The organism is Rhodococcus sp. 21391, assembly GCF_016772255.1.
In the GTDB taxonomy this organism is placed as follows: domain Bacteria; phylum Actinomycetota; class Actinomycetes; order Mycobacteriales; family Mycobacteriaceae; genus Rhodococcus_F; species Rhodococcus_F opacus.
This window is the reverse complement of record NZ_CP063781.1, coordinates 7,176,212-7,196,535: the sequence shown is the minus strand read 5'-3', so window position 1 is coordinate 7,196,535 and position 20,324 is coordinate 7,176,212. Positions and strand designations below refer to the sequence as shown.

At 70.7% G+C, this 20,324-nt stretch carries 9 protein-coding genes and 3 pseudogenes; 8 read left to right on the top strand and 4 right to left on the bottom strand.

Translation table 11 applies throughout. The features are described from left to right. Positions 1 to 5 precede the first annotated feature (5 nt). Positions 6 to 198, bottom strand: a pseudogene (locus GO592_RS33390) (Hsp70 family protein); the annotation flags it as partial. Positions 199 to 940: 742 nt separating this feature from the next. Then, positions 941 to 1,213, bottom strand: a complete 273-nt coding sequence (locus GO592_RS33385; RefSeq protein ID WP_172651953.1) for a hypothetical protein — start codon at positions 1,211 to 1,213, stop codon at positions 941 to 943. Between GO592_RS33385 and GO592_RS46320 the strand changes: the two genes are divergently transcribed. Then, on the top strand, positions 1,198 to 1,494 hold the full coding sequence (locus tag GO592_RS46320; RefSeq protein WP_337952682.1) for an Rv1535 domain-containing protein: 297 nt from the start codon (positions 1,198 to 1,200) through the stop codon (positions 1,492 to 1,494). The genes GO592_RS33385 and GO592_RS46320 overlap by 16 nt on opposite strands. On the opposite strand, the pseudogene GO592_RS33375 reads toward GO592_RS46320, so the two are convergent. Together GO592_RS33375 and GO592_RS33370 are read right to left on the bottom strand one after the other, a co-directional pair. Further along, a pseudogene (locus tag GO592_RS33375) lies at positions 1,408 to 5,922 on the bottom strand (HAD-IC family P-type ATPase). The gene GO592_RS46320 and the pseudogene GO592_RS33375 overlap by 87 nt on opposite strands. Before the next feature lie 134 nt (positions 5,923 to 6,056). Next, entirely contained in the window at positions 6,057 to 6,545 is a 489-nt protein-coding gene (locus GO592_RS33370) for a hypothetical protein (protein WP_039950930.1), read from the bottom strand. A 419-nt stretch (positions 6,546 to 6,964) separates the two neighbouring features. On the opposite strand from GO592_RS33370, the gene GO592_RS33365 reads away from it, so the two are divergent. From GO592_RS33365 to GO592_RS33330, 7 genes and pseudogenes are all read left to right on the top strand, one after another. Continuing rightward, on the top strand, positions 6,965 to 7,240 hold the full coding sequence (locus GO592_RS33365; protein ID WP_007296687.1) for a hypothetical protein: 276 nt from the start codon (positions 6,965 to 6,967) through the stop codon (positions 7,238 to 7,240). A 182-nt stretch (positions 7,241 to 7,422) separates the two neighbouring features. Continuing rightward, entirely contained in the window at positions 7,423 to 8,424 is a 1,002-nt protein-coding gene (locus tag GO592_RS33360) for a magnesium transporter (protein ID WP_202715060.1), read from the top strand. Between the two features lie 723 nt (positions 8,425 to 9,147). Beyond that, a pseudogene (locus GO592_RS33350) lies at positions 9,148 to 9,988 on the top strand (fatty acid desaturase family protein); the annotation flags it as partial. 536 nt (positions 9,989 to 10,524) lie between these two features. After that, positions 10,525 to 13,395, top strand: a complete 2,871-nt coding sequence (locus GO592_RS33345; RefSeq protein WP_082324887.1) for a cation-translocating P-type ATPase — start codon at positions 10,525 to 10,527, stop codon at positions 13,393 to 13,395. 342 nt (positions 13,396 to 13,737) lie between these two features. Beyond that, positions 13,738 to 18,129 (top strand): cation-translocating P-type ATPase, encoded by a 4,392-nt coding sequence (locus tag GO592_RS33340; protein ID WP_007296424.1) that lies wholly within the window; start codon positions 13,738 to 13,740, stop codon positions 18,127 to 18,129. Positions 18,130 to 18,397: 268 nt separating this feature from the next. Next, the gene (locus GO592_RS44895) at positions 18,398 to 18,904 is read left to right on the top strand and encodes a hypothetical protein (RefSeq protein ID WP_007296423.1); all 507 of its coding nucleotides are present in this window, start codon (positions 18,398 to 18,400) and stop codon (positions 18,902 to 18,904) included. A gap of 207 nt (positions 18,905 to 19,111) precedes the next feature. Beyond that, positions 19,112 to 20,299, top strand: coding sequence for a universal stress protein (locus tag GO592_RS33330; RefSeq protein WP_039950759.1), 1,188 nt, complete (start codon positions 19,112 to 19,114; stop codon positions 20,297 to 20,299). The last annotated feature ends 25 nt before the right edge of the window (positions 20,300 to 20,324 follow it).

Here is a 20,324-nt window from a genome sequence, read left to right as displayed (position 1 = left end):
GCTCAGCGGGTGGTGCGGTCAACGTTGGTGACGGGGTGGTTCTTGGCAGGCAGGCCGACTGGCACGTGGCAGTTCTTGGCGCACGCGACGACCGACGAGGTGGTGCGTGAGCCTTCGGTGTTGGCCGGCAGTACGGGCTCGGCGGCCTCCTGTGCAGACACGACCGAGATCGAGGTCGATGCCGACGGCTCGAGCCATGAGGCCTCCTCGGCAGGTGGGGCCCGGCCTCGAATACTGCAACCAACCGTGGACGGCACCAACCTAGCTTGAGTGCATCAGACGCAATTTTCTCCCTACAGAACATCCTGGTCAAGAACCATATTGAGTGTTAGGCGCTCACCTTTTCATTCCTGTTGTCCACGGGGAACACCCATCGCGCTGGCGTGGTCCGGTGCGGTCAGGGAAACCTGTCAAGCAGTCGCTCGGAGCCGGCTCGCCGCGGAAGCAGGCGCCCGCGATCGCGTGAGAGTTCAGGTCGGGTCCGGGTCTGGCGCCCGTTCGTGGCAATGACGTTCAGTGAACCGTGCCCGCTGCCGGTCCAGCACGATCACCTTTGCATGATTAGTGCGGTGCTGTTCGCGCGCGATCAGCAAGCGGACGCCGGCCATCTGTCGCTTGAGTGCGGCGGCACGTGCAGCCGAATTCTCGTCGTCGAGGAGGTAGGCGGCGGCGCGGTCGCAGCCGATAAGGAACTATTGGTAGGCAAGTCGCAACCGGCCCCTGCTCGTCGAGGTGGGTGACCGCGATGTTCTCGACCAACTGCAGGGGAGGCGGACGAGCCGATATTCGAAGCGGAGGAGGACATCGGGAGGGCGCCGAGTGTCACGCGCGGGATCGCAGCCCGGCCGTGACCTGTTGGGGGACAGAACCATAGAGGAACGGTGGACGCACGGAGGCTCCGGGTACACAGCTCGGGCGTTGGTCACTGACCTTTACGGTATTAGGCCGACTCCAGCGCGTCGCCGACCTCGTGCAGGGTGCGGTGGTGTTCCTCGGCGGCCATGACATGCCCGGCGGCGACGATCACGGCGACGGGCCATTCGATGACCTCGAGTGCCGCGAGGACACCGAGGGCGGCGTAGAACGCCAGGTGCTCGGGCCGGGGGATGCCGACGCTCCCCACGATCGGCAGCTTCACAGCGAAGCTGTCGGCGTGGCGCACGCGTTCGACCGTGTCCCGGTGGGATGGGCTGGTAGGTGATTTGTCGACCATTGCTCGCCTCCGCACTGTGTGGGGTTTACCGGGAGTTCGTTTCGGGTCCGCAGGGTGGCAGCGTGGCGAACTCTGTGGTCGATGTGGGTGGAGATCCGGTGGTGTCCGTGGTGGCGCGGGTATTCACGCCGCCGTTGCGGGAGCTGTACGCGCTGCTGGTGCGGGTGGGCGTAATCGAGATCATCGACCGAACCTCACTCCTTCCACCCGCCGCTGAGGACGTCGACGGGACTGTCCGAGAAGGACAGTGTGCGGTCGTGGTTACCTGCGGCGTGGAGTAGTTCGCGGATCGTGTGGCTGATCCCGGGTGTGCGGGAGAGTAGGTCGGGTGCGATGGCCGCGGTGGCAGTGGCTGCCGCGACGGATCCGAAGCCTTGCGCCCAGCCGAGCGGGCCCAGGGGCACACAGCCGAGGAATTGGCTGACTCCGGGGGTGCTGATCAATACCGTCATGACGGCGAGGGACCCCACCGACGTGGTCAGAACGAGGGGGCTGCGGGAGTCCAGCAGAATCTGCCCGAGCTGGGTGCCGATGAGTGCGACCAGGGCGACGGTGGAGGCCCGCCGGGGTCCGCCGGTCAGGCTGGCCATAGCCCAGGCCGCGGTGGCGCCGGCGGCGGTGGTGGTGGTGCCGCGGAAGGCGACGGTGCGCAACAGCGCTGCCTCGTCGGGTCCCCGGGTGGCGACACCGTTGTGGCTGGTGGGACTGACCGCCAGGGCCGCGGCCGGTAGCGCGTCGGTGAGCATGTTCACCAGCAGCAGCGGGCGGGGGTTGAACGGTGAGCGCCCGGAGACGGCGCTGCCGATCAGGGCGAAGGCGACTTCACCAGCGTTGCCCCCGACGAGGACGGCGACCGCGGCCTGAACCCGCCGCCACAGCTGGCGACCTTCGTCCAACGCATCGAGCAGGGCCCCGACCCTGCCGTCGAGGAGGACGACGCCGGCCGCGCCGCGGGCGGGAGCGCTGCCGCGGGAGGCCACTCCGATGCCGACGCTGGCCGCCCGGATGGCGGCGGCGTCGTTGGCGCCGTCGCCGACCATGGCACACACCCGGCCGATCCGCTCCAGGGTCTGCACGATCTGCACCTTGTGTTCGGGGGACATGCGGGCGAACACCCGACGGTCCTCGACTGCCCGCTCCTGTTCGCGGTGCGAGAGGTCGTCCCAGTCGGTGCCGCTGATCACCTGCTCCGGGGTGACCGGCATCCCCAATTCGTCGGCGATCGCGATGGCGGTGACCGGGTGGTCCCCGGTGATCAGGCGGACACCGACATCCTGGTCCAGCAGCGCGGGCAGCAGGCCGACGGCGTCGGCGCGGGGAGTGTCGGGCAGGCCGAGCAACCCGACCGGCTCGAGCTCGCGTTCAGCGAGTCGCGCCAAGGCGTCGGGGTCCTCGGCGGCCGCCGCCGCGTCGTCCGTGCTGAGCCCACGCTGGCCGACGGCGATCACCCGCAAACCTGCCGAGGCCATCCCGTGCACCCGCCCCGCGAGCGAACCGTCGGATTCGCCGAAGGACTCGAGCATCACCTCGGGTGCGCCCTTCACCGCGAGATGGGGGCCGGACACCGCGGCGGCGTAGGACCGGCCGGAACGAAACGGCAGGTAGGCCTGCCGGGTCCGGTCGCCCTCGCCCTCGCCCTCGTGCGCGTGTTCGGCGTCGGCGGCGTCCACGATCGCGACGTCCGTGGCGTGATCGGGCGGTCCACCGTTCGACGACCACCCCGTGCGCGCGGCGTAGGACAGTACCTGTTTCCGCGTGAATCCCGGTGCCGGTTCCACGGCGGACACACGCAGCCGGTTCTCGCTGAGTGTGCCGGTCTTGTCGAAACAGACCACGTCGACCCGCCCGAGCGCCTCGACCGACCGCGGGACGCGGACCAGGGCCGCGGACCGGGTGAGCCGGCGGGCGGCGGACATCTGCGCGAGGGTGGCCACCAACGGCAGTCCTTCGGGAATCGCCGCCACGATGACCGCGACTCCGCTGGTGACGGCGGATCGCACGCCGGCGCCGCGGAGCAGACCGATTCCGGTGACGATGCCGCCGCCGCCGAAACTGACCGGCATCGCCCGCCGGGTCAACCGGCTCAGCTGTGCGTTCAGGCCCACCTCCCGCGCCTTCGCCGGCGCGAGGGCGGTGGCACGCCGGGTCTCGGTGGTCCGGCCGGTCGCGGTCACCAGCGACACGGCGGTCCCGGTCAGCACCGTGGTTCCGGCGTAGAGCATGCAGGTGCGCTCGGCCAGCGGCACACCCGGTGTGGGATCGGTCTGTTTGACCACCGGCAGCGATTCCCCGGTCAGCGCCGACTCGTCGACCTCGACCCCCTCGGCGGCGAGGAGTCGTCCGTCGGCGGGGACCACCTCGCCGGGGCGGACCTCGATGACCTCGCCCGGCCGGAGCCGGTCCGCCGCGATGTCGACGTAGCGGCGGTCGGCCCCACAGTCGGCGGCATCCACCGGGTCGTAGGCGTCTTTGAGCTCGGTGAGCTGGCGTGCCGGCGCATCCTGAACGGCGAGAAGGCGATTCAAGACCTCTTCGGCGCGCAGTCGCTGGGTTGCCGAGATGCCGGCGTTGAGCACGAGAACGGACCCGACGAGTACGGCGTCGATCGGTGAGCCCAGCACCGCACTCGCCGCGGAGCAGGTCGCGAGGATCGGGGTCAGCGGATCGTCCAGTTCGTCGCGCACCGCGCGGAGAAAGTGCCACGTAGTGGTGACGGGCCGGACGCCGATGCGACCGATTGCCCGTGCGGGTCCGGTGGTGGCGAACCCGGAGTATCGGCGTTTCGGAATCGGGGCGGTGTGGTCGTCCCTGCGCGGCGTGGGGAGCAGCTCGCGCACCTCGGCGGCGGGAATCGCATGCCACTCATGTCCCGGCCGTGGTGCGGGCAGCGGCGCGGTGAGCACGCCCCGGGCCTTCGAGCGACCGACCCACAGACCGAGGGCCGCCCCGGCGGTGACCGGTTCCGGTCCGCTGCCGGGAACACCGGGCAGCAGCAGCAGGGTGCCGAGTGCCGACGCCTGCGCAGAGATCTCGATACCCCGGCGGCTGGCTGTCCGCGCCGCCGGGATCGCGTGCAGGATGCGCCACACCCCGGTCAGGTCGGCGGCCCACAGGTGCGCACCCCACGACGGTGGAGCACCGTCACGGGTGACACCGACTCCGACGTCCGCCCGCACGAGGGTCTCGGGTGCCCCCGCCGCGACCACCGCGACTGCTCGACCGTCTCGTTGGAGCTGGGTCACCGCCTCGCGCAGGGTGTCGTCGATTGAGCCGGCCAGCGGGACGAGGCGATTGAATCCGTTGCGCAGTGAGCGGAGGGCGTCGTCGTCGACCGAGACGACCTCGACCTGGGCGCGGCGGGCCTCGGCGACGACCGCCGACGCGTACGGGTCCGTGGACCGGGCTGACCAGGACCCGAGGACCGTCATCGGAAACGTCGTCCAGGGCGGTGCCCGCGACGCCGGGCACGGCGGTCACCGGATGCCACCCCGCGGCGAGCCGGCCCTGATTGACCGCGGTGCGGGCCGCTTCCCACACCCGGGTGCGATCCCCGTCGCGCACCCCGAGCACCCGGCTGACGGTCAGCTGCGGGGTGTAGAGCGCGCGAGGGTCGATCACCACCGCATCGACCCAGTCCAGGCGGCGCAGCGCCTCGGGTGCAGCGGCAACACGTCGTGCCGGTCGGCCAGCCCCCGCCCCAGGGTGGCGGCGAACAGCTCCCGCGCGGACCGGGTCGCCTTGGGGGCGGCCACCAGCGTCGCGATCCCGATGCTGGCGGGGTTGCGGGTCACGGCGCCGAGTGCCACGTCGCCGACCAGGCCCGCCAGGCCGGCGCGTTCGGCGTAGCGCTCAACCAGGCCGGTGGGTGCGACCCGTGGTGGCAGGGATGCGGGTGGGCCGTCGACAGCGGCATGCAGAGCCGGCTCCACGCGTTGCCACGCCCGTCGCGCCGACCACGTCTCCGCGACCAGCGCGCCCCGCAGCGCGGCGTCAAGCGCAAGCGAATCCGGCGACAGAGTCAGCGTGTATACGGTCGCGGTCGCGAACAGCAGATCGGTGGCACCTGGGCCCACCGCCTTCTCCACCCATCCCCGCAGCCGCGGTTGGTAGTCGACCGAGACCACCCCCGATGCCAGGGCGGTCGGCAACCGGGGCAGACGCAGAAATCGCCCGGCCGGCGCGACACCCAAGCCCACGGTCGCGGCACCCACCGCCCGGGCGACCAGCACCACGTCGTCGCCAGGAAGATCGATGGGACGATGATCCGAAATCTTTGTCGCCGTGGCGGTGTCGTTGTCGTCGACAACCCGGCACAACGTCTCCTCGCTGGGACCGTCCGGCCCGGCGGACACCACGATCCGCGACCACGGACGATGCACGTCGGCGGCCTCGACACCCGGAAGGGTGCGGACCGCCGACAGCACCCGGTCGGCCACCTCCGGTCCCTGCGGACCGTCCAGCCCACGCACCTCGACCCAAGTGCGCTCGGAACCCGACCCGAATCGCCGTGCCGGGCTCCCCCCGGCCGCCTCACGCAGACCACCGGCAGCCGCACGCGCGACCGCCCGAGGAGACGGCGACCCCGCAGCAACGGATGAGGGCGCCCGCAGGAGCACCGACCCGACACCGAGAACGGTCGCCGCCCCCACAACGGTGGTGTCCAGGGCCGTCGCGGCGCCGACACCCGCAGCCCGGGTCCCGGCCCGCAGGCAGCGGCCCGGATGGCCGCCAGGCCCCTGGCCACTGCTGTCGCACTCACGACAGACCCACCCGGCAGCACCACTACCGCGAAAATCGACACCGCCTCACCGAAGTGCGGGTGCGGTGCTCGTGCTCGAGGATTTCACGGCTGCGGCGTCGACCGAACGGGCCGCGCCTTCACAGAGCCGGTCGACGATGTCTTTCCGGCACCGGATGCGCCGGCTGGGCCGGGCGCAGCGGCGGGTTTGTCGGTCGGTCCCGCAGCCTCCACCGATACCGCCGCGGATTCGGCGGCGCCCCGGTCTCCGGCGGTCGACGTGGTCGCCAATGTCGTCGCAGTCGTCTTGCCAGACCGTGCGGCGTGCAGTTGGTGCAGCACCAGCGCGGTGCCGCCCGCCCCCAGGACGATCGGCCACTCGACCAATCCCGCCGCACCGATCGCCCCCATCGTCAACAACGCGGCGGGGATGGAGTGGCTGCCGACCTTGACCCCCTCGCGCACTCCTCTCGCCGCGCCCCGCATACTTCCGGCCACCGCTCCCACCGCGGCACCACCGACGGCACCGGCGGTGGCCGTCACGGCCTCACCCGCTCCCGTGACCAACCGTGTCGTACCTTGCACAATCCCCATGACATCCACCCAGTTTCACTGGTCGCATCAATGCCCACCGCGACTCGGACGCGTGGGCCGAATTCCCCCGGCCGCAAGCCTAATCCTCGGTGAACCTGAAATGAACCACTGGTGTCCAAGGAGTGGGTCCGCCTCTCCGGGCGGCGGCAGCTGTGCGTCACAGGAGCGCATCGTCGACGAAGATCCCACCTGCACCGGCCAACGACCGGTGGCCGTGGTGGCCGAGAGGAGGTGCGCATGCTCGTCCTGGTCCGTCACGCGCACGCGGGCGAGAAGAAGCGATGGCCCGGCCCCGACGCCGACCACCCCTGAGCACCCCCGGATACTGACAGGCACGCGGCCTCGTCCCCGCACTGACCGGCATCGAGCTGCAGGCCCTGTTCGCCTCCGGCGCAACGCAGTTCGTAGGGAGGTCCGCCGTGACCGAGAAAACGGACACCCGCTCGTCGCACCGGGACACGATGGAACGGGTACGCCGCGGCGAACGGTTCGCCGTGACACTGCCGATCCTGGGGCGCGTGAGCATCCCGCGCCCCGAGCAGCTGACCTTCTTCACCGACCTCGGCGCCCTCGCAGCGCTGGGAATCATCGACTGGCCCGTCGCCCTCGTCATCGCGGCGGGCCAGGTCCTGGCCTCCGAGCCACACACCCGCTCACCCACCGGACCGCAGTCGCCGGAGACCGCGTCGCCGTAACCGATGTGCACAACCGCGTTTGCACCGGCGCCGACCGAGGTACACCCGCAAGCAGTGGGTTCCCGCCCCGCCAACCTGCCCCGGCCGCCGCCGGAGTCGGCGGCCGCCGGGCGTCGACAGCTCCGGAGCCATTCGATCGGGCACCATATCGCGCGGGGCACCCGCCCTTCGAGGAGGCCGCGATGTCCGGTGCAGGTCCCGTCATCGCACACCCCGAAACCGCGTCGGTCGGCAGTCCGCACACCGCGCTGACGCACGCCCGCACCCGGGTCCCCACGGCTCAGCCCAACGATCTGGTCTCGGCGACATTCGACCGCATCCGAGGTCGACAGTTCGAAGCCGCGTCCGTCGTCGCGGTGCTCGACGACGACCACCTGGTCGGCGTGGCGGTCATCGAGCGGATCCTCGGCGCACCGGGCGGCGCCACCATCGGCGACGTCATGGATCCCGACCCACCGACCGTGACACCCGACACCGACGAGGAACATGCCGCGTGGCAGGCGGCGCAGGACGGAAAGCCCGGACTCGCCGTGGTGGACGCCGACGGCCGGTTCCGGGGTCTGATCGCACCGCCACAGCTGCTCACGGTGCTCGCGCACGAGCACGACGAGGACCTGGCCCGGCTCGGCGGATTCATGCACTCGGTCGAAGCCGCCCGCACGACCAGCGTCGAGACGGTAGTGCGTCGGCTGTGGCACCGGCTGCCCTGGCTGCTCGTCGGACTGCTCGGCGCGATGCTTTCGGCGGGTTTGATGGCGGGATTCGAGAAGCAGCTGGACGCCAACCTGGCGGTGGCCTACTTCGTGCCCGGCATCGTCTATCTCGCCGACGCCGTCGGCACCCAGACCGAGACCCTGGCGATCCGCGGGCTGTCGGTCGGGATCGGGATCCGGCGCATCGTCGGGCCGGAAGTCCTCACCGGGTTCTGGGTCGGCACCATTCTCGGCGTGGTGATGGCACCGATGGTCGCGCTGATGACCGGGGACTGGGAGCTCGCGGCCGCGGTTGCGGTCGCGGTGTTGTCCGCCAGTGCCATCGCCACCACGGTGGCGATGGTCCTGCCCTGGCTGCTGCACCGGCTCGGCAGGGACCCGGCCTTCGGATCCGGGCCGCTGGCCACCGTAGTCCAGGACCTGCTGTCGATCGTGATCTACCTCGCGGCGGTCACCGCGTTCCTGACGTGACAGCACCCCGGCACCGACCGGCCTCCATACGGCGGACGCGTGGAACCGGCCGGACGAGACGGCTATGGATTCATCTCGCGGAAGATGATGTTCTCCGGGTCGACGGAGCGAGTCCGTTCGCGTCCGCGGGAACCGGGTCGAGATGGCCGACGCCGCCGAGGGGCCATCACCCCGGCCTGGGTACCGCCGGCCCATATCGACTTTCCGTCCCGACGGAGGGGCCAGCGAAGCGCCCCTGAGTTGCTGACAAGCATCGACGGGGTGTCCCGGCCGGCGAGTGTCACGGTGCCCGTGACGGTCGTTTCCGCAGTTCCGTCGATCACGGTCACCGCGATGACGTGAGGAGCAGCGTCTCACCTGCCGATTCACCGGCTGTGCTCGAGTTCCGTGGGTCGCCGAGTACGCCCTGGCGGCTTGATCCGCCGCTGCACCACGGCGCCGATGAACACGCCGACCGGGGCGACAACGTAGGCGTCGGGAAGCCACTTCTCCGTCCACCTGGCCAGCCACTGCGCGATCCGCGCCAGCCCGTTCTCGGAGACGGTTTTCTCGATGACAGAGGTCGTGCGGCCGTTCCTCTTCTCTGCACGATTCGTCGCGCTCAGCGTCGGGACAACTTCCGTACTGCGCCTGCAGTCACCTCCTGCGAAGCGCCCACCCACCGAGGCGGGCACGCCCCAGAAGGTCGCCGCCCTCGTCTACATCACGGCCTTCGCGCCGGACACCAATGTGCTCGGGATAGACGACGACGTGGGCTACGGCCTGCTGCGCGTCACCCGTGATCAGCCCTGGCAGCCGTGGAGTGTCGGCAATCCGGTCTACAACCTGCTGTTGCAGCTGTTCTTCGAGTACGGCGTGGCCCTCCAGCACTTGGAGCTGGGCAGGGTGGCCAACGGTGGTGTCGTGTCGAGTTCGTGCGCAGATGCCGCGAGGTGGCCGGGAAGATCGGCACGCAGATCGCCAAGGACTATGTTCTCTACCCGGCCCTAACCGGCCCGGCGTTCCGATCACGGTGTACAGCGCCCCGGCTTTCCACATGCCCACGTTCACCGCGAACCTGACGGCGAACATGATCCGCAACGTCTGGTCCAACATGATCATCTTCTGCGGGCATTTCCCCGACGGCGCGGAGAAGTTCACCGAAGCCGAGCTGGAGGACGAAACGCGGGGGCAGTGGTACCTGTGCCAGATGCTCGGCAGCGCGAATTTCGAGGCGGGGCCGGTCATGGCATTCATGAGCGGCAACCTGTGCTACCAGATCGAGCATCACTTGTTCCCCGATCTGCCGAGCAACCGGCTCCGCGAGATTTCCGTGCGCGTGCGTGCGCTGTGCGAAAGGTACGACCTGCCCTACACGACCGGATCGCTGCCCGTGCAGTACCTGACGTCGTGGCGCACCATCGCCAAGCTGGCGCTGCCGAACCAGTTCCTTCGGGCGACCGCCGACGACGCGCCCGAGACCGCGTCGGAACGTAGATTCACCGATCCGAGGCCGCAGATCGACCCGGTCACCGGCCTGCGCCGCGGGCTGTCGACAGCACTTCGCGATCGCGGGGGCGTCTGACCTCTCCGGGTGGCGTCACCGCAACACGGGCGACCTCCATCCAGCGACGGCGCGATGCCCTCGTAGCGGGCCAGCGCCGACGGGGAAATGTCGTCCCCATCGGCGGCAATCCCTGGTTCGATCGTTTCGACGGCGCGGTCCTCGCTTTCGAGGCCGGGACGGTCGACCCCGACCACCCGATTCCGGGTGGACTGCCCTGTCGCTGGGTCGGTCTCGGCTGTGGCCCGGCGCGGACGAGCTGACCGGATTCGACATCCCGACGCCGGCGCCCGGGGAACGCTGCGATGATGGATGCCTGGCCATCGACGTCGCACGGGTCACCGGGCACCGGGCACCGGGCACCGGGCACCGGGCACCGGGCACCGGGCACCGGACCACTCTGCTGCGCCCCGCCGGCGATCACCGCTAACGTTGCTGCTGGTCACTCGGCGATCGCGCGGGTCCAGGCGTGGGTGAGCGGTCGGGGACGGATGGGTGGTCCGATGGAGAGGAAGGCCCCTGTGGCAGGGGTGGTGATGGACTCCGACGCCTCGCTGATGGATGCGAGCGGTGTCGTCGAGTCGATGCGCACCGACCCGGACAGGGGTCTGACGGCGGTGGAGGCGTCGCGTCGGTTGTCCGCGGTGGGCCCGAACGAGATCGAAACCGAGAGGCCGGTGCCCGCGTGGCGCAGGTTCGTCGAGCAGTTCCGCGATCCGCTGATCTATCTGCTGTTCGCCGCGATCGCCATCTCGCTGGCGGTGTGGGTGGTGGACGGGGCTTCGGAATGGCCGATCGATGCCCTGGTGATCGCGGCCATCATCGTGGTGAACGCCCTCCTCGGTTACGTGCAGCAGGCCCGCGCCGAACATGCGGTGGAGGCGCTGGCGCGGATGAGCGCCGCCACCGCGACGGTGGTGCGGGACGGTGTGCGGCTGAGGGTGCCGGCCCGAGAGTTGGTGCCCGGCGACGTGCTGGCGCTGGGCGAGGGCGACACGGTGGCCGCGGACGCGCGACTGCTGTCGGCCGCCACGCTGGAGGTGTCGGAGGCCTCGCTGACCGGGGAGAGTGAATCCGTCCTCAAGGATGCCCGCACCTTGCCGGGTCCCGCGGCGCTCGGGGACCAGTTCGACATGGTTTTCAACGGCACCGCCGTCACGCAGGGGGTCGGGCGGGCGGTGGTGACCGCCACCGCGATGGCGACCGAACTGGGCCGGATCGCGGGCCTGCTGCACGGGACCGAGGAGGGCCCGACCCCGCTGCAGGTCGAGATCGGCCGTGTCAGCCGGATGCTGGGGATCGCGGTGATGGTGATCGCCGGGGTGGTGATCGCGACGATCTTCCTCGTCTTCGGCGTCCATGGTGTCGACGACGTGATCACGGCCCTGCTGCTCGGGGTGTCGTTGGCTGTGGCGGCGGTCCCGGAGGGGCTGCCGGCGATTCTGTCGGTCGTGCTCGCCCTGGGTGTGCAGCGGATGGCCACTCGTCACGCAATCGTCAAGAAACTGTCCTCGGTCGAGACCTTGGGCTCGGCGTCGGTGATCTGCTCGGACAAGACCGGCACCCTGACCAAGGGTGAGATGACCGTCGGGCGGGTCGTCACCCCGGTGGGTGAGGTGACCGTCACCGGCGCCGGTTACCGGCCCGAGGGGCAGATTCTCCACGACGGGGCACCCCTCGCGGAGGGCACCGGATTGTGGCGGCAGACGGCGTGCGTGCTCGGTGGCGGCAGCCTCGCCAACGATGCGACCCTGCGGGAACAGGACGGGCACTGGATCGTCCAGGGCGACCCGACCGAGGCCGCCTTCCTGGTCGCCGAGGTCAAACTCGGCGTCCGGGACCGCAGAACCGGACGGTTCCGCCGGGTCGGCGAGATCCCGTTCACCGCCGAACGCAAGATGATGACGAGCCTGGCGTCCGATACCCAGCGGGCCGGGAAGATCACGGTGGTCACGAAGGGTGCCCCGGACGTGTTACTCGACCACTGTGCGCAGGTGCAGGTGGGCGACGGGCTCGAGCCGCTCGACGACGTCTGGACGGCACGCATCCTCGGCGACGTCGAGCGTCTGTCCGGCGAGGCCTTCCGCACCCTCGCCGTGGCGTACCGGCGGCTCGAGGTCACCGTACCGCCACCGCTCGACGAGTCGCTCGAGCGGAATCTGGTCTACGCGGGCATCGCCGGGATCATCGATCCGCCCCGCAAGGAGGCGGCGGTGGCCATCGCGCAGGCCCACCGGGCGGGAGTCCGGGTGATCATGATCACCGGGGATCATCCCCGCACGGCGGCGCGCATCGCGCACGATCTCGGCCTCGCCCGGCGGGAACCGGCGGTGGTGTCCGGGATGGAACTCGGTCGGCTCGACGACCAGCAGCTCCGGGAAACGGTGCGCCACTGCGTGGTGTACGCACGAGTGACCCCGGCCGACAAGCTGCGCATCGTCGACGCCCTCCAGGCCGACCACAAGGTCGACACCGATCACCGGGTCGACCGCGCGGTGGTGGCGATGACCGGGGACGGGGTGAACGACGCCCCCGCCCTCAAGCTCGCCGACATCGGCATCGCGATGGGCCGCACCGGCACCGAGGTCACCAAGGAAGCCGCGAAGATGATCCTGGCCGACGACAACTTCGCCACCATCGTCCAGGCCATTCGAGAAGGCCGCGGCATCTTCTCGAATATCAAGAAGTTTCTGCGCTACCTGCTCTCGTCCAACATGGGTGAGGTGCTGACCGTCTTCCTGGGCGTCGTCCTCGCCAGCGGCATCGGTCTGACCTCGCCTGGCGGCGGTGCGATCGTCCTGCCCCTGCTGGCCACCCAGATCCTGTGGATCAACCTGCTCACCGACGGCGCCCCCGCCCTCGCGCTGGGGGTGGATCCCGAGACCGAGGACGTGATGAACCGGCCCCCGCGGTCGATGCGGGATCGGGTCATCGACAATCGGATGTGGGGCAACGTGATCGTGATCGGCCTGGCCACGGCCGCCGCGACGCTGCTGACCCTCGATCTGTATCTGCCCGGCGGTCTCCTCGCGGGCACACAATCCCTCGACAACGCCCGGACCGCGGGTTTCACGGTGCTGGTATTCGCGCAGCTGTTCAACACCTTCAACGCCCGCTCCGAGACCGGTACTGCGTTCCGCCGGGTGTTCGCCAACCGGTGGTTGTGGGGCGCAATCGCCCTCTCCACCCTCTTGCAGGTGGCAGTGGTGCAGGCGCCGTTCCTGGGCGCCGCGTTCACCACCGAGCCCCTCGCCCCGACGCAGTGGCTGGTGTGCGTGGCGATGGCCAGCACGGTGCTCTGGGTCAGCGAGATCCGGAAACTGATCATCCGGCTCGTCGACAGCCGGAAGGGTCGGTCGCCGCCGGCCGGTCGGCAGTCCGCCCCGGTGTCGGGCCGAACCGCGCCGCGCCGCGGTCCGCCGCGCTGAATTTCCGAGATGTTCACCTGCCACATCGAGTCCGCCCCGGCACATGCGGGACTAGGCTGGCACCGGATCGCATTCGCGGCCCGGATGGCGGGCAAGCCGGGTCCGAGCGCGACGTCGACAGTCGGTGCCGCCCTCGTGTAACACCGGCAACGTCACGGCATCCGGAGGAGGACACCGTGAAATCCGCCGCGCCACTACCGACACGGTCGCCGTGAACGGCCGGCGATCTCCGGCGGTGCGATCCCGGTATCCGGGACGAGCGGGTTCGTCGTGATCGCAGGAACATCCGTGCGGACGGTGGCCTCCCTGCCCGGGCGGTGGATGCGTGCCGGGATGCGGACGATGGCGGCCGCGGGTGCGATCACGCTTGACACCACACTCATAGGTGCGGGGACGGCCGCCGGTGTGGGGACCGCGCTGCTGCGGGCACCCGCCGAGGTTGCCGCGGCAGCGCCCTCGCCGTCCGACCTATTTCGCATGCTCGCGGGCACTGCCCGTGAGGCCGTCGGGGGTGAACCCGCACGTCGGTGGGGGTTCGGCGAGAATCGCACGTGGATCGAGGTGCGCGGCCTCGACGGTCCGAACGGGCAGGCACTGGGCGAGCGGGTGCTCGAGACGGTCCGTTCGGCGCCGGGAGTCCAACACGCCGAACTCCACCGACCGTGGTCCCGGATCGTGGTGGCCGCCGCTGGGTGCGGTCCCACACCCGAGGCACTGTGCCGGATCGTGGCGGACACCGAAAACTATTTCAGCAGTGACGGTTGCGCCGGCCGACCACTGGACCTACCCGGCGACGAGGTCGTTCTGGTCGGTCACCTGGTTGCCGCCGGTATCGTCCTCGCCGGCCTGGGGGTGAGCCTCGGCGGGAGGGTTCTGCGTTTGCCGCGCCTGCCGGGAGCGGTGGCGGCCCCGGTGATCGTAGCCGACTATCAACCGCGGGTACGGGCCGTCGTGGAGAGCGCGATCGGCGCGGACGCCACCGATCTGGTCTTCGCGGTCGTGACCGCGGCGTCGTATACCCTGAGTCTGTCACCGGCATCGCTGGCCGTCGAGGCGACGACCCGGGTGGCTGCGCTGGCCGAGGCACTGTCCGGTCGACGGGCGTGGCGGGCGCTGGAGGCGACGTTCGCGCCGCAGGCCACGGCCGACGAACTCCCCCCTTCGGTCCGGCCGGGTGCGCGGCCGGCTGGTCCGATCGAGCGCTATGCCGACCGGGCCGGCCTGGCAGGGCTTGCCGGCGCGGTCGGGCTCGGGACCCTCACCGCGAACCCGGTGACCGCCGGCACCGCGGCGATGGTGGCCGCACCCAAGGCGACTCGTTCGGCACGGGAATTGTTCGCCGCCACCCTCGGGCGTGGCCTGAACGAGCGGCACGGTGTGCTGATGCTGCAGCCGGCCGCGCTCCGCCGCCTCGACCGGGTGGATACGGTGGTGATCGATCCGCGCGCCCTGTATACCGCGGCGCTCAGCGTCAGCCGCGTCCTCGGTGTTCGTGAGCGGGACCGCACCCGGGTGTGGGCGTCAGCGCGGGAGTCGGTGGCGTGCGGCGGGCTCACCCCCGGCTGGCACCCGGTCTCCGCTGTGCCCGACGCCCCGCAGGAGGCCGACGCCGACGCGCGGGTCCTGGTCAGTTCGGTCCACGACCGATACGCCTCCGCGGTGATCGCCGAGGCTCGCCGGGCGGGAGTGAAGGTGATCTCGGTCGACGACGACGCGCTCCGCTCGCTGCGCAACGGCTTCGATCACCTTCAGCCACTGGGCGATTCGGTCGATCAGACCCTGCGCGAGGTGGTGGCGGGGCTCCAACGCGACGGCGCCACCGTCGCCGTGGTGGCCGCGGGTGCGCCGCGGGCACTGGCGCTGGCCGACGTCGGCATCGCAGTCGCCCGTGACGGGGTTGCGCCGTCGTGGGGCGCGCATCTGCTGGCCGCGGATCTGACGGGTGTGTGGCGTGTGCTGCGTGCGCTTCCGGCCGCCCGGGCGGCGAGCCGACGCGGTGTCGAGGTCTCGCTCAACGCCTCCCTGCTCGGCGCCCTGCTGATGTTGCCCGGTGTGCCCGGTACCGGGACGGAGTCGGTGACCGTCGGCGCAGCCGGCGGATTGTGGACCGGGTATTCATTGGCCCGCGGTGTCCTCGGCGCCGCACTGCCGGTACCGCGGTCGGGACACGAGTGGCACGCGATGCCGATCGCCGAAGCCCGCCGGCTGCTCCCCCCGCTACCGGACGACGACGTGTCCCCTGGACGCGGGAGCCCGGTCTCACTGATCAGCTCACCGATGACGCTGCTTCTCAGCGCCCGCCCGGTGACGTCGACCTGGGACTTCGTCCGCGCGGTGCGCAGCGAACTTTCCGATCCCCTGACCCCGGTGCTGGCGACCTGCGCCGCGGCGAGCGCGGTGCTGGGGTCGCCGCTCGATGCGGTGCTGGTGGGTTCGGTCCTGATGCTCAACGCGTCGATCTCGGCCACTCAGCGGCTGCGCGCCGAGCAGGTGCTGAAGAAGCTTCTTGCCGTGCAGGATCCGCCCGCCCGACGGATCACCGGCCCTGGTCTCTACGTCGACGTCGCCGCGGTCCGGCTGCGACCTGGGGACGTGATCGAAATCCGGCCGGGTGAGGTGGCACCGGCGGACGGCCGGCTGCTCGCGGCGCCGGGCGTCGAGGTCGACGAGTCGTCGCTGACCGGCGAATCACTCCCGGTGAGTAGGCAGACCGAGCCGACGCCCGGTGCACCACTGGCCGAACGCACCTGCATGATCTACGCGGGTACCACCGTGTTGACCGGCACCGCCACCGCCCTGGTGACCTCGGTCGGCCGGGCCACCGAGTCGCGGCGGGCCACCGCCATGGCCCCGGCCAAGGTGCGCGAGGTGGGATTGCAGTCGCAGCTGAGCGTGCTGACCGGGCGTGCGCTGCCGATCAGTTTCGGCGGCGGCGCCCTCGTGACCGCGCTCGGCCTGCTCCGCGGAACCGGGATCCGGGCCTCGGTGATCAGCGGTGTCGCGATCACCGTCGCCGCGGTGCCGGAGGGTTTGCCGCTGGTGGCCACGCTGGCGCAGGTGTCGGCCGCGCGCCGGCTCACCAAGTCCGCGGCCCTCGTCCGCACCCCCCGCTCGATCGAGGCCCTCGGCCGCGTCGACGTGGTGTGCTTCGACAAGACCGGAACCCTCAGTGAGAACCGGCTGCGCGTCTCCTCGGTCGAACCGGCACCCGGGTTCTCCCGGGAGCAGGTACTCGCCTACGCCGCGCGCACGGGCTGGTCGGAGAACGGCGGTCCTCCCGACCACGCCACCGACGTCGCGGTCGTCGAAGCTGCCGACGCCGCCTCCGCCATATATGGGGAACGTCGGCGGGTGGCGTATCTTCCGTTCCGGTCGGGCCGCTCCTACGCGGCGGCGGTCGCCGGGACACACCTCGCCGTCAAGGGCGCACCGGAGGCCGTGCTCGCCGCGTTCACCGAAAAGAACACCGCCCTCGCCGAGCGGGTGCAGTCGATGGCCGCCGCCGGTCTACGAGTCATCGCCGTCGGCCAACGCCACCTCACGGCCAGGCAAGCCGAGGCATCCGCCGACGACCCCGACGCCCTGGTCGCGCTCGCGCAGCAGCAACTGCAGCCGGTCGGCCTACTCGGGCTGTCCGACACACCGCGCGCCGATGCGATCGGACTGCTTCCGGCCCTGCTCGAGCAGAACATCGCAGTCCGCCTGATCACCGGAGACCACCCCGTCACCGCCCTCGCCATCGCCGAGGAACTCGGCATGCCGGTCACCCCGGCCCAGGTGATCAGCGGAGCCGAGTGGGACACCCTGTCGCAGACCGAACAAGAACGAGCCGTGGCGGATTGCCTGGTCTTCGCCCGCATGTCTCCGGAGAACAAGGTGCAGATCGTGCAGACCCTCGAACGAGCCGGGCGGGTATGCGCCATGGTCGGCGACGGCGCCAACGACGCCGCCGCTATCCGGGCGGCCAGCGTCGGCATCGGGGTAGCCTCGCGCGGCAGCGACCCCGCCCGCGGCGCCGCCGACATCGTCCTCCTCGACGGCCGGGTCGGAGCACTGCTCGACGCCCTCGACGAGGGCAGGCAACTGTGGCACCGGGTCGACGCGGCCGTCGCGGTGCTGCTCGGCGGCAACAGCGGCGAAGTGGCGTTCGCCCTGATCGGCAGCGTGGCCACCGGACACTCACCACTCAACGCCCGTCAACTGCTGCTGGTGAACATGCTCACCGACGCACTCCCCGCGGCGGCCCTCGCGGTCAGTTCCCCGAACCACACCTCCCCCGAGGCAAGCGCCGCGCACGGACCAGACCAGGCGGCGCTGCTGCGCACCGTCGCCGTCCGCGGCGCCACCACCGCCGCCGGCGCGACCGCGGCATGGGTCGCGGCCAGCCTCACCGGAACCCGGCAACGCGCCTCCACCGTCGCGCTCATCGCGCTGGTCGGCAGCCAACTCGGCCAAACCCTCCTCGACTCCCGCAGCCCCCTCGTCGTGGCGACCTCGCTCGGGTCCATCGCCGCCATGGCGGCACTGATCAGCACCCCCGGAATCAGCCAATTCCTCGGCTGCGTCCCCGTGGGCCCGCTCGGCTGGGCACAGGGCCTGGGCTCGGCGACCGCCGCCACCGCGGCCGCCGCCCTCGCCCCCGACCTCGTCGGCCGGCTACCCGGCATCGACGCGGTCGTGCGCGCGGTGGTCCACACCAACGCAGACGACGGAGACGACGGAGACGACGAATGATCGGGTGTCACAGTGCCTTCGGGCGCGGAACACGAGTTCGACCGATTCGGCCGACCCGCACCGTCCAGGTGCGGTTCCGCTTCGGTGCCATCCCACGGCACCAGGCCCCGTATCCCGCTCCGGGGCGGCTAGAGTTGAAGCGAGTTCTCCCAGGACATTGGTCGCCTTTCGTCGAGATCGATACGCAGGCACCGACATCGACGACCTGCTCGCGACGACACTCCGTACCGAACGAAGAATCTGCAGTACTCGCGACAAGGAGCCTTTCATGACGATCGGGGACAAGAGCACGCGCTGGGTCATCGACGCCGCCTACGCTGCGACCGGTGCGGCTGGTGCCGTCGGCGGAGCCACGCTCGGGGGGATCGTCGGGAGCGTGCGAGGCGCGGTCGACGGCGTCCGTTCCGGCGACGCCCATGCCGAGACCAGCCCGGTCGGGGCCGTCGGCGCGGCCGCGAAGGGAGGGATCACCGGGAGCGTGCAGGGCGCGGTCGACGGCGTCCGTTCCGGTATCCGGAGTGGAACCGCTTCGACGCCGGCGGCAGCATGGACTATCGCGGCACTCGGCGCCACCGGACTGGTCGGCTGGCCGATAGCGGTGGTACTGGGGGGCGGTGCGCTCGCCATCCGGATGCTCAACCCACGCCCGGCACCCCAACCCGCCGACACAGCACCCACCGAAACCACCCCGACACCAGCAGAACCGGAGGCAGCGACGCCGGAGCCGGAGCCGACGGCAACAACGCCGGAGCCGGACACGCCGGCGAAGTCGTGACGGAATCGCGACAGCCGCAGCAAGTTCACCCAGTAGCCACGCGATCCACCCGAGGCGCGGTTGCCGGGCGTGAAATATTCGCGTGTGAACCACGCAGGACGACCGACGATTACCACCCGGGCGATGCTCTACCGTTCGGCGGCGCCGGGGGGCAACCTTGTCGGTGCGGACGATCATTGCGCGCGGTGACTCCACGAGGGATGCGATGTGGCTGCACACGATGATTCGGTGATTGTGACGGGGGTCGACGGATCGCGGGTGGGCCTCGAGGCGTCGCTGTGGGCGGCCGCCCTCGCCGCGCGCCTCGGCTGCCCGCTGCGCATCGTCCACGCACTCCCGGACGCTCCCTCTTCCGCGGCAGACAACGCGGTGATCCGACAGGGGTCCGCCGCCGCCGCGGCGCGTGAGACCGGGGAGCTGGTGCTGAACGAGACGCTCGTTCTGGTTCGCGAACGGTGGCCGCACCTCGAGATGAGAGCTGACCTCGTGCCCGGGCCGCCCGCCCGCGCCCTGGCCGCCGCGAGCGCCGACGCCCGGATGGTCGTCATCGGAAACACCGGAGCCGGAGCTCTGCGCACGCGGATAATCGGATCGACCGCCATCGCTCTCACCAAACACGCCTCATGTCCCGTCACGATCTGGCAGGGACAACCCGGAGCGCCGTCCGATCACCGGCCCATTGTCGTCGGCGTCGACGACGCCGAGCTCAGCGCGGGAGCGGTCCGGCAGGCGTTCAACTACGCCCACCTGGTCGATGCGCCGGTGGTCGCCGTCCACGCCTGGTCGGCGTACCACCACACCGTTGGCGGTACGGTCCCGTACGTGCTCGACCTGGACCAGATCGAGCGAGACGAGCGGGTCCTGCTGACCGCTCGCCTCGCCGCCGCGGTGCGCGCGTTCCCTGACGTCACCGTCACACACACCGTCACGAGGCGAGATCCTCGCCGGGCCCTCGCCGAGCGGGCGACCGAGGCGCAGCTGGTGGTTGTCGGCAGTTCCGGGCACGGTCGACTCGCCGGTGCGGTCCTCGGGTCGGTGAGCCACTACCTGCTTCACCACAGCACCTGTCCGGCGATGGTCTGCCCCGCCACCACCGGAGGCCCGGACCACGCCGACAAGGATGACAAGGACGACGAGGACATCCGGTCGCGCGCCGCAGCATTCAACGCGTACAACGAGGCGCGTCGGGCGCATCTCGTCGAGGACGAACCCCGCCAGATCGACTCGGTCAGGAAACACCTCTCGCGGAAATACCCCGACACCGACCCCGGGACGATCGACGAGGCGGTCTCCTGGGCGCTGCGTCGCTTCGACGGAACGAAGGTGCGCGACTTCGTCCCCCTGCTCGTCGAACGAGCGGCCACCGAGACCCTGGACGACACCGAACACCTCTGACAAACCACCACGCTCCGGCAGCGAC

Coding starts and splice junctions, on each gene's coding strand:
- GO592_RS33345 (WP_082324887.1), top strand. CDS start 10,525: ATGGATGCGAGCGGTGTCGTCGAGTCGATGCGCACCGACCCGGACAGG.
- GO592_RS44895 (WP_007296423.1), top strand. CDS start 18,398: ATGACGATCGGGGACAAGAGCACGCGCTGGGTCATCGACGCCGCCTAC.
- GO592_RS33340 (WP_007296424.1), top strand. CDS start 13,738: ATGGCGGCCGCGGGTGCGATCACGCTTGACACCACACTCATAGGTGCG.
- GO592_RS33370 (WP_039950930.1), bottom strand. CDS start 6,545: ATGGGGATTGTGCAAGGTACGACACGGTTGGTCACGGGAGCGGGTGAG.
- GO592_RS33385 (WP_172651953.1), bottom strand. CDS start 1,213: ATGGTCGACAAATCACCTACCAGCCCATCCCACCGGGACACGGTCGAA.
- GO592_RS33360 (WP_202715060.1), top strand. CDS start 7,423: ATGTCCGGTGCAGGTCCCGTCATCGCACACCCCGAAACCGCGTCGGTC.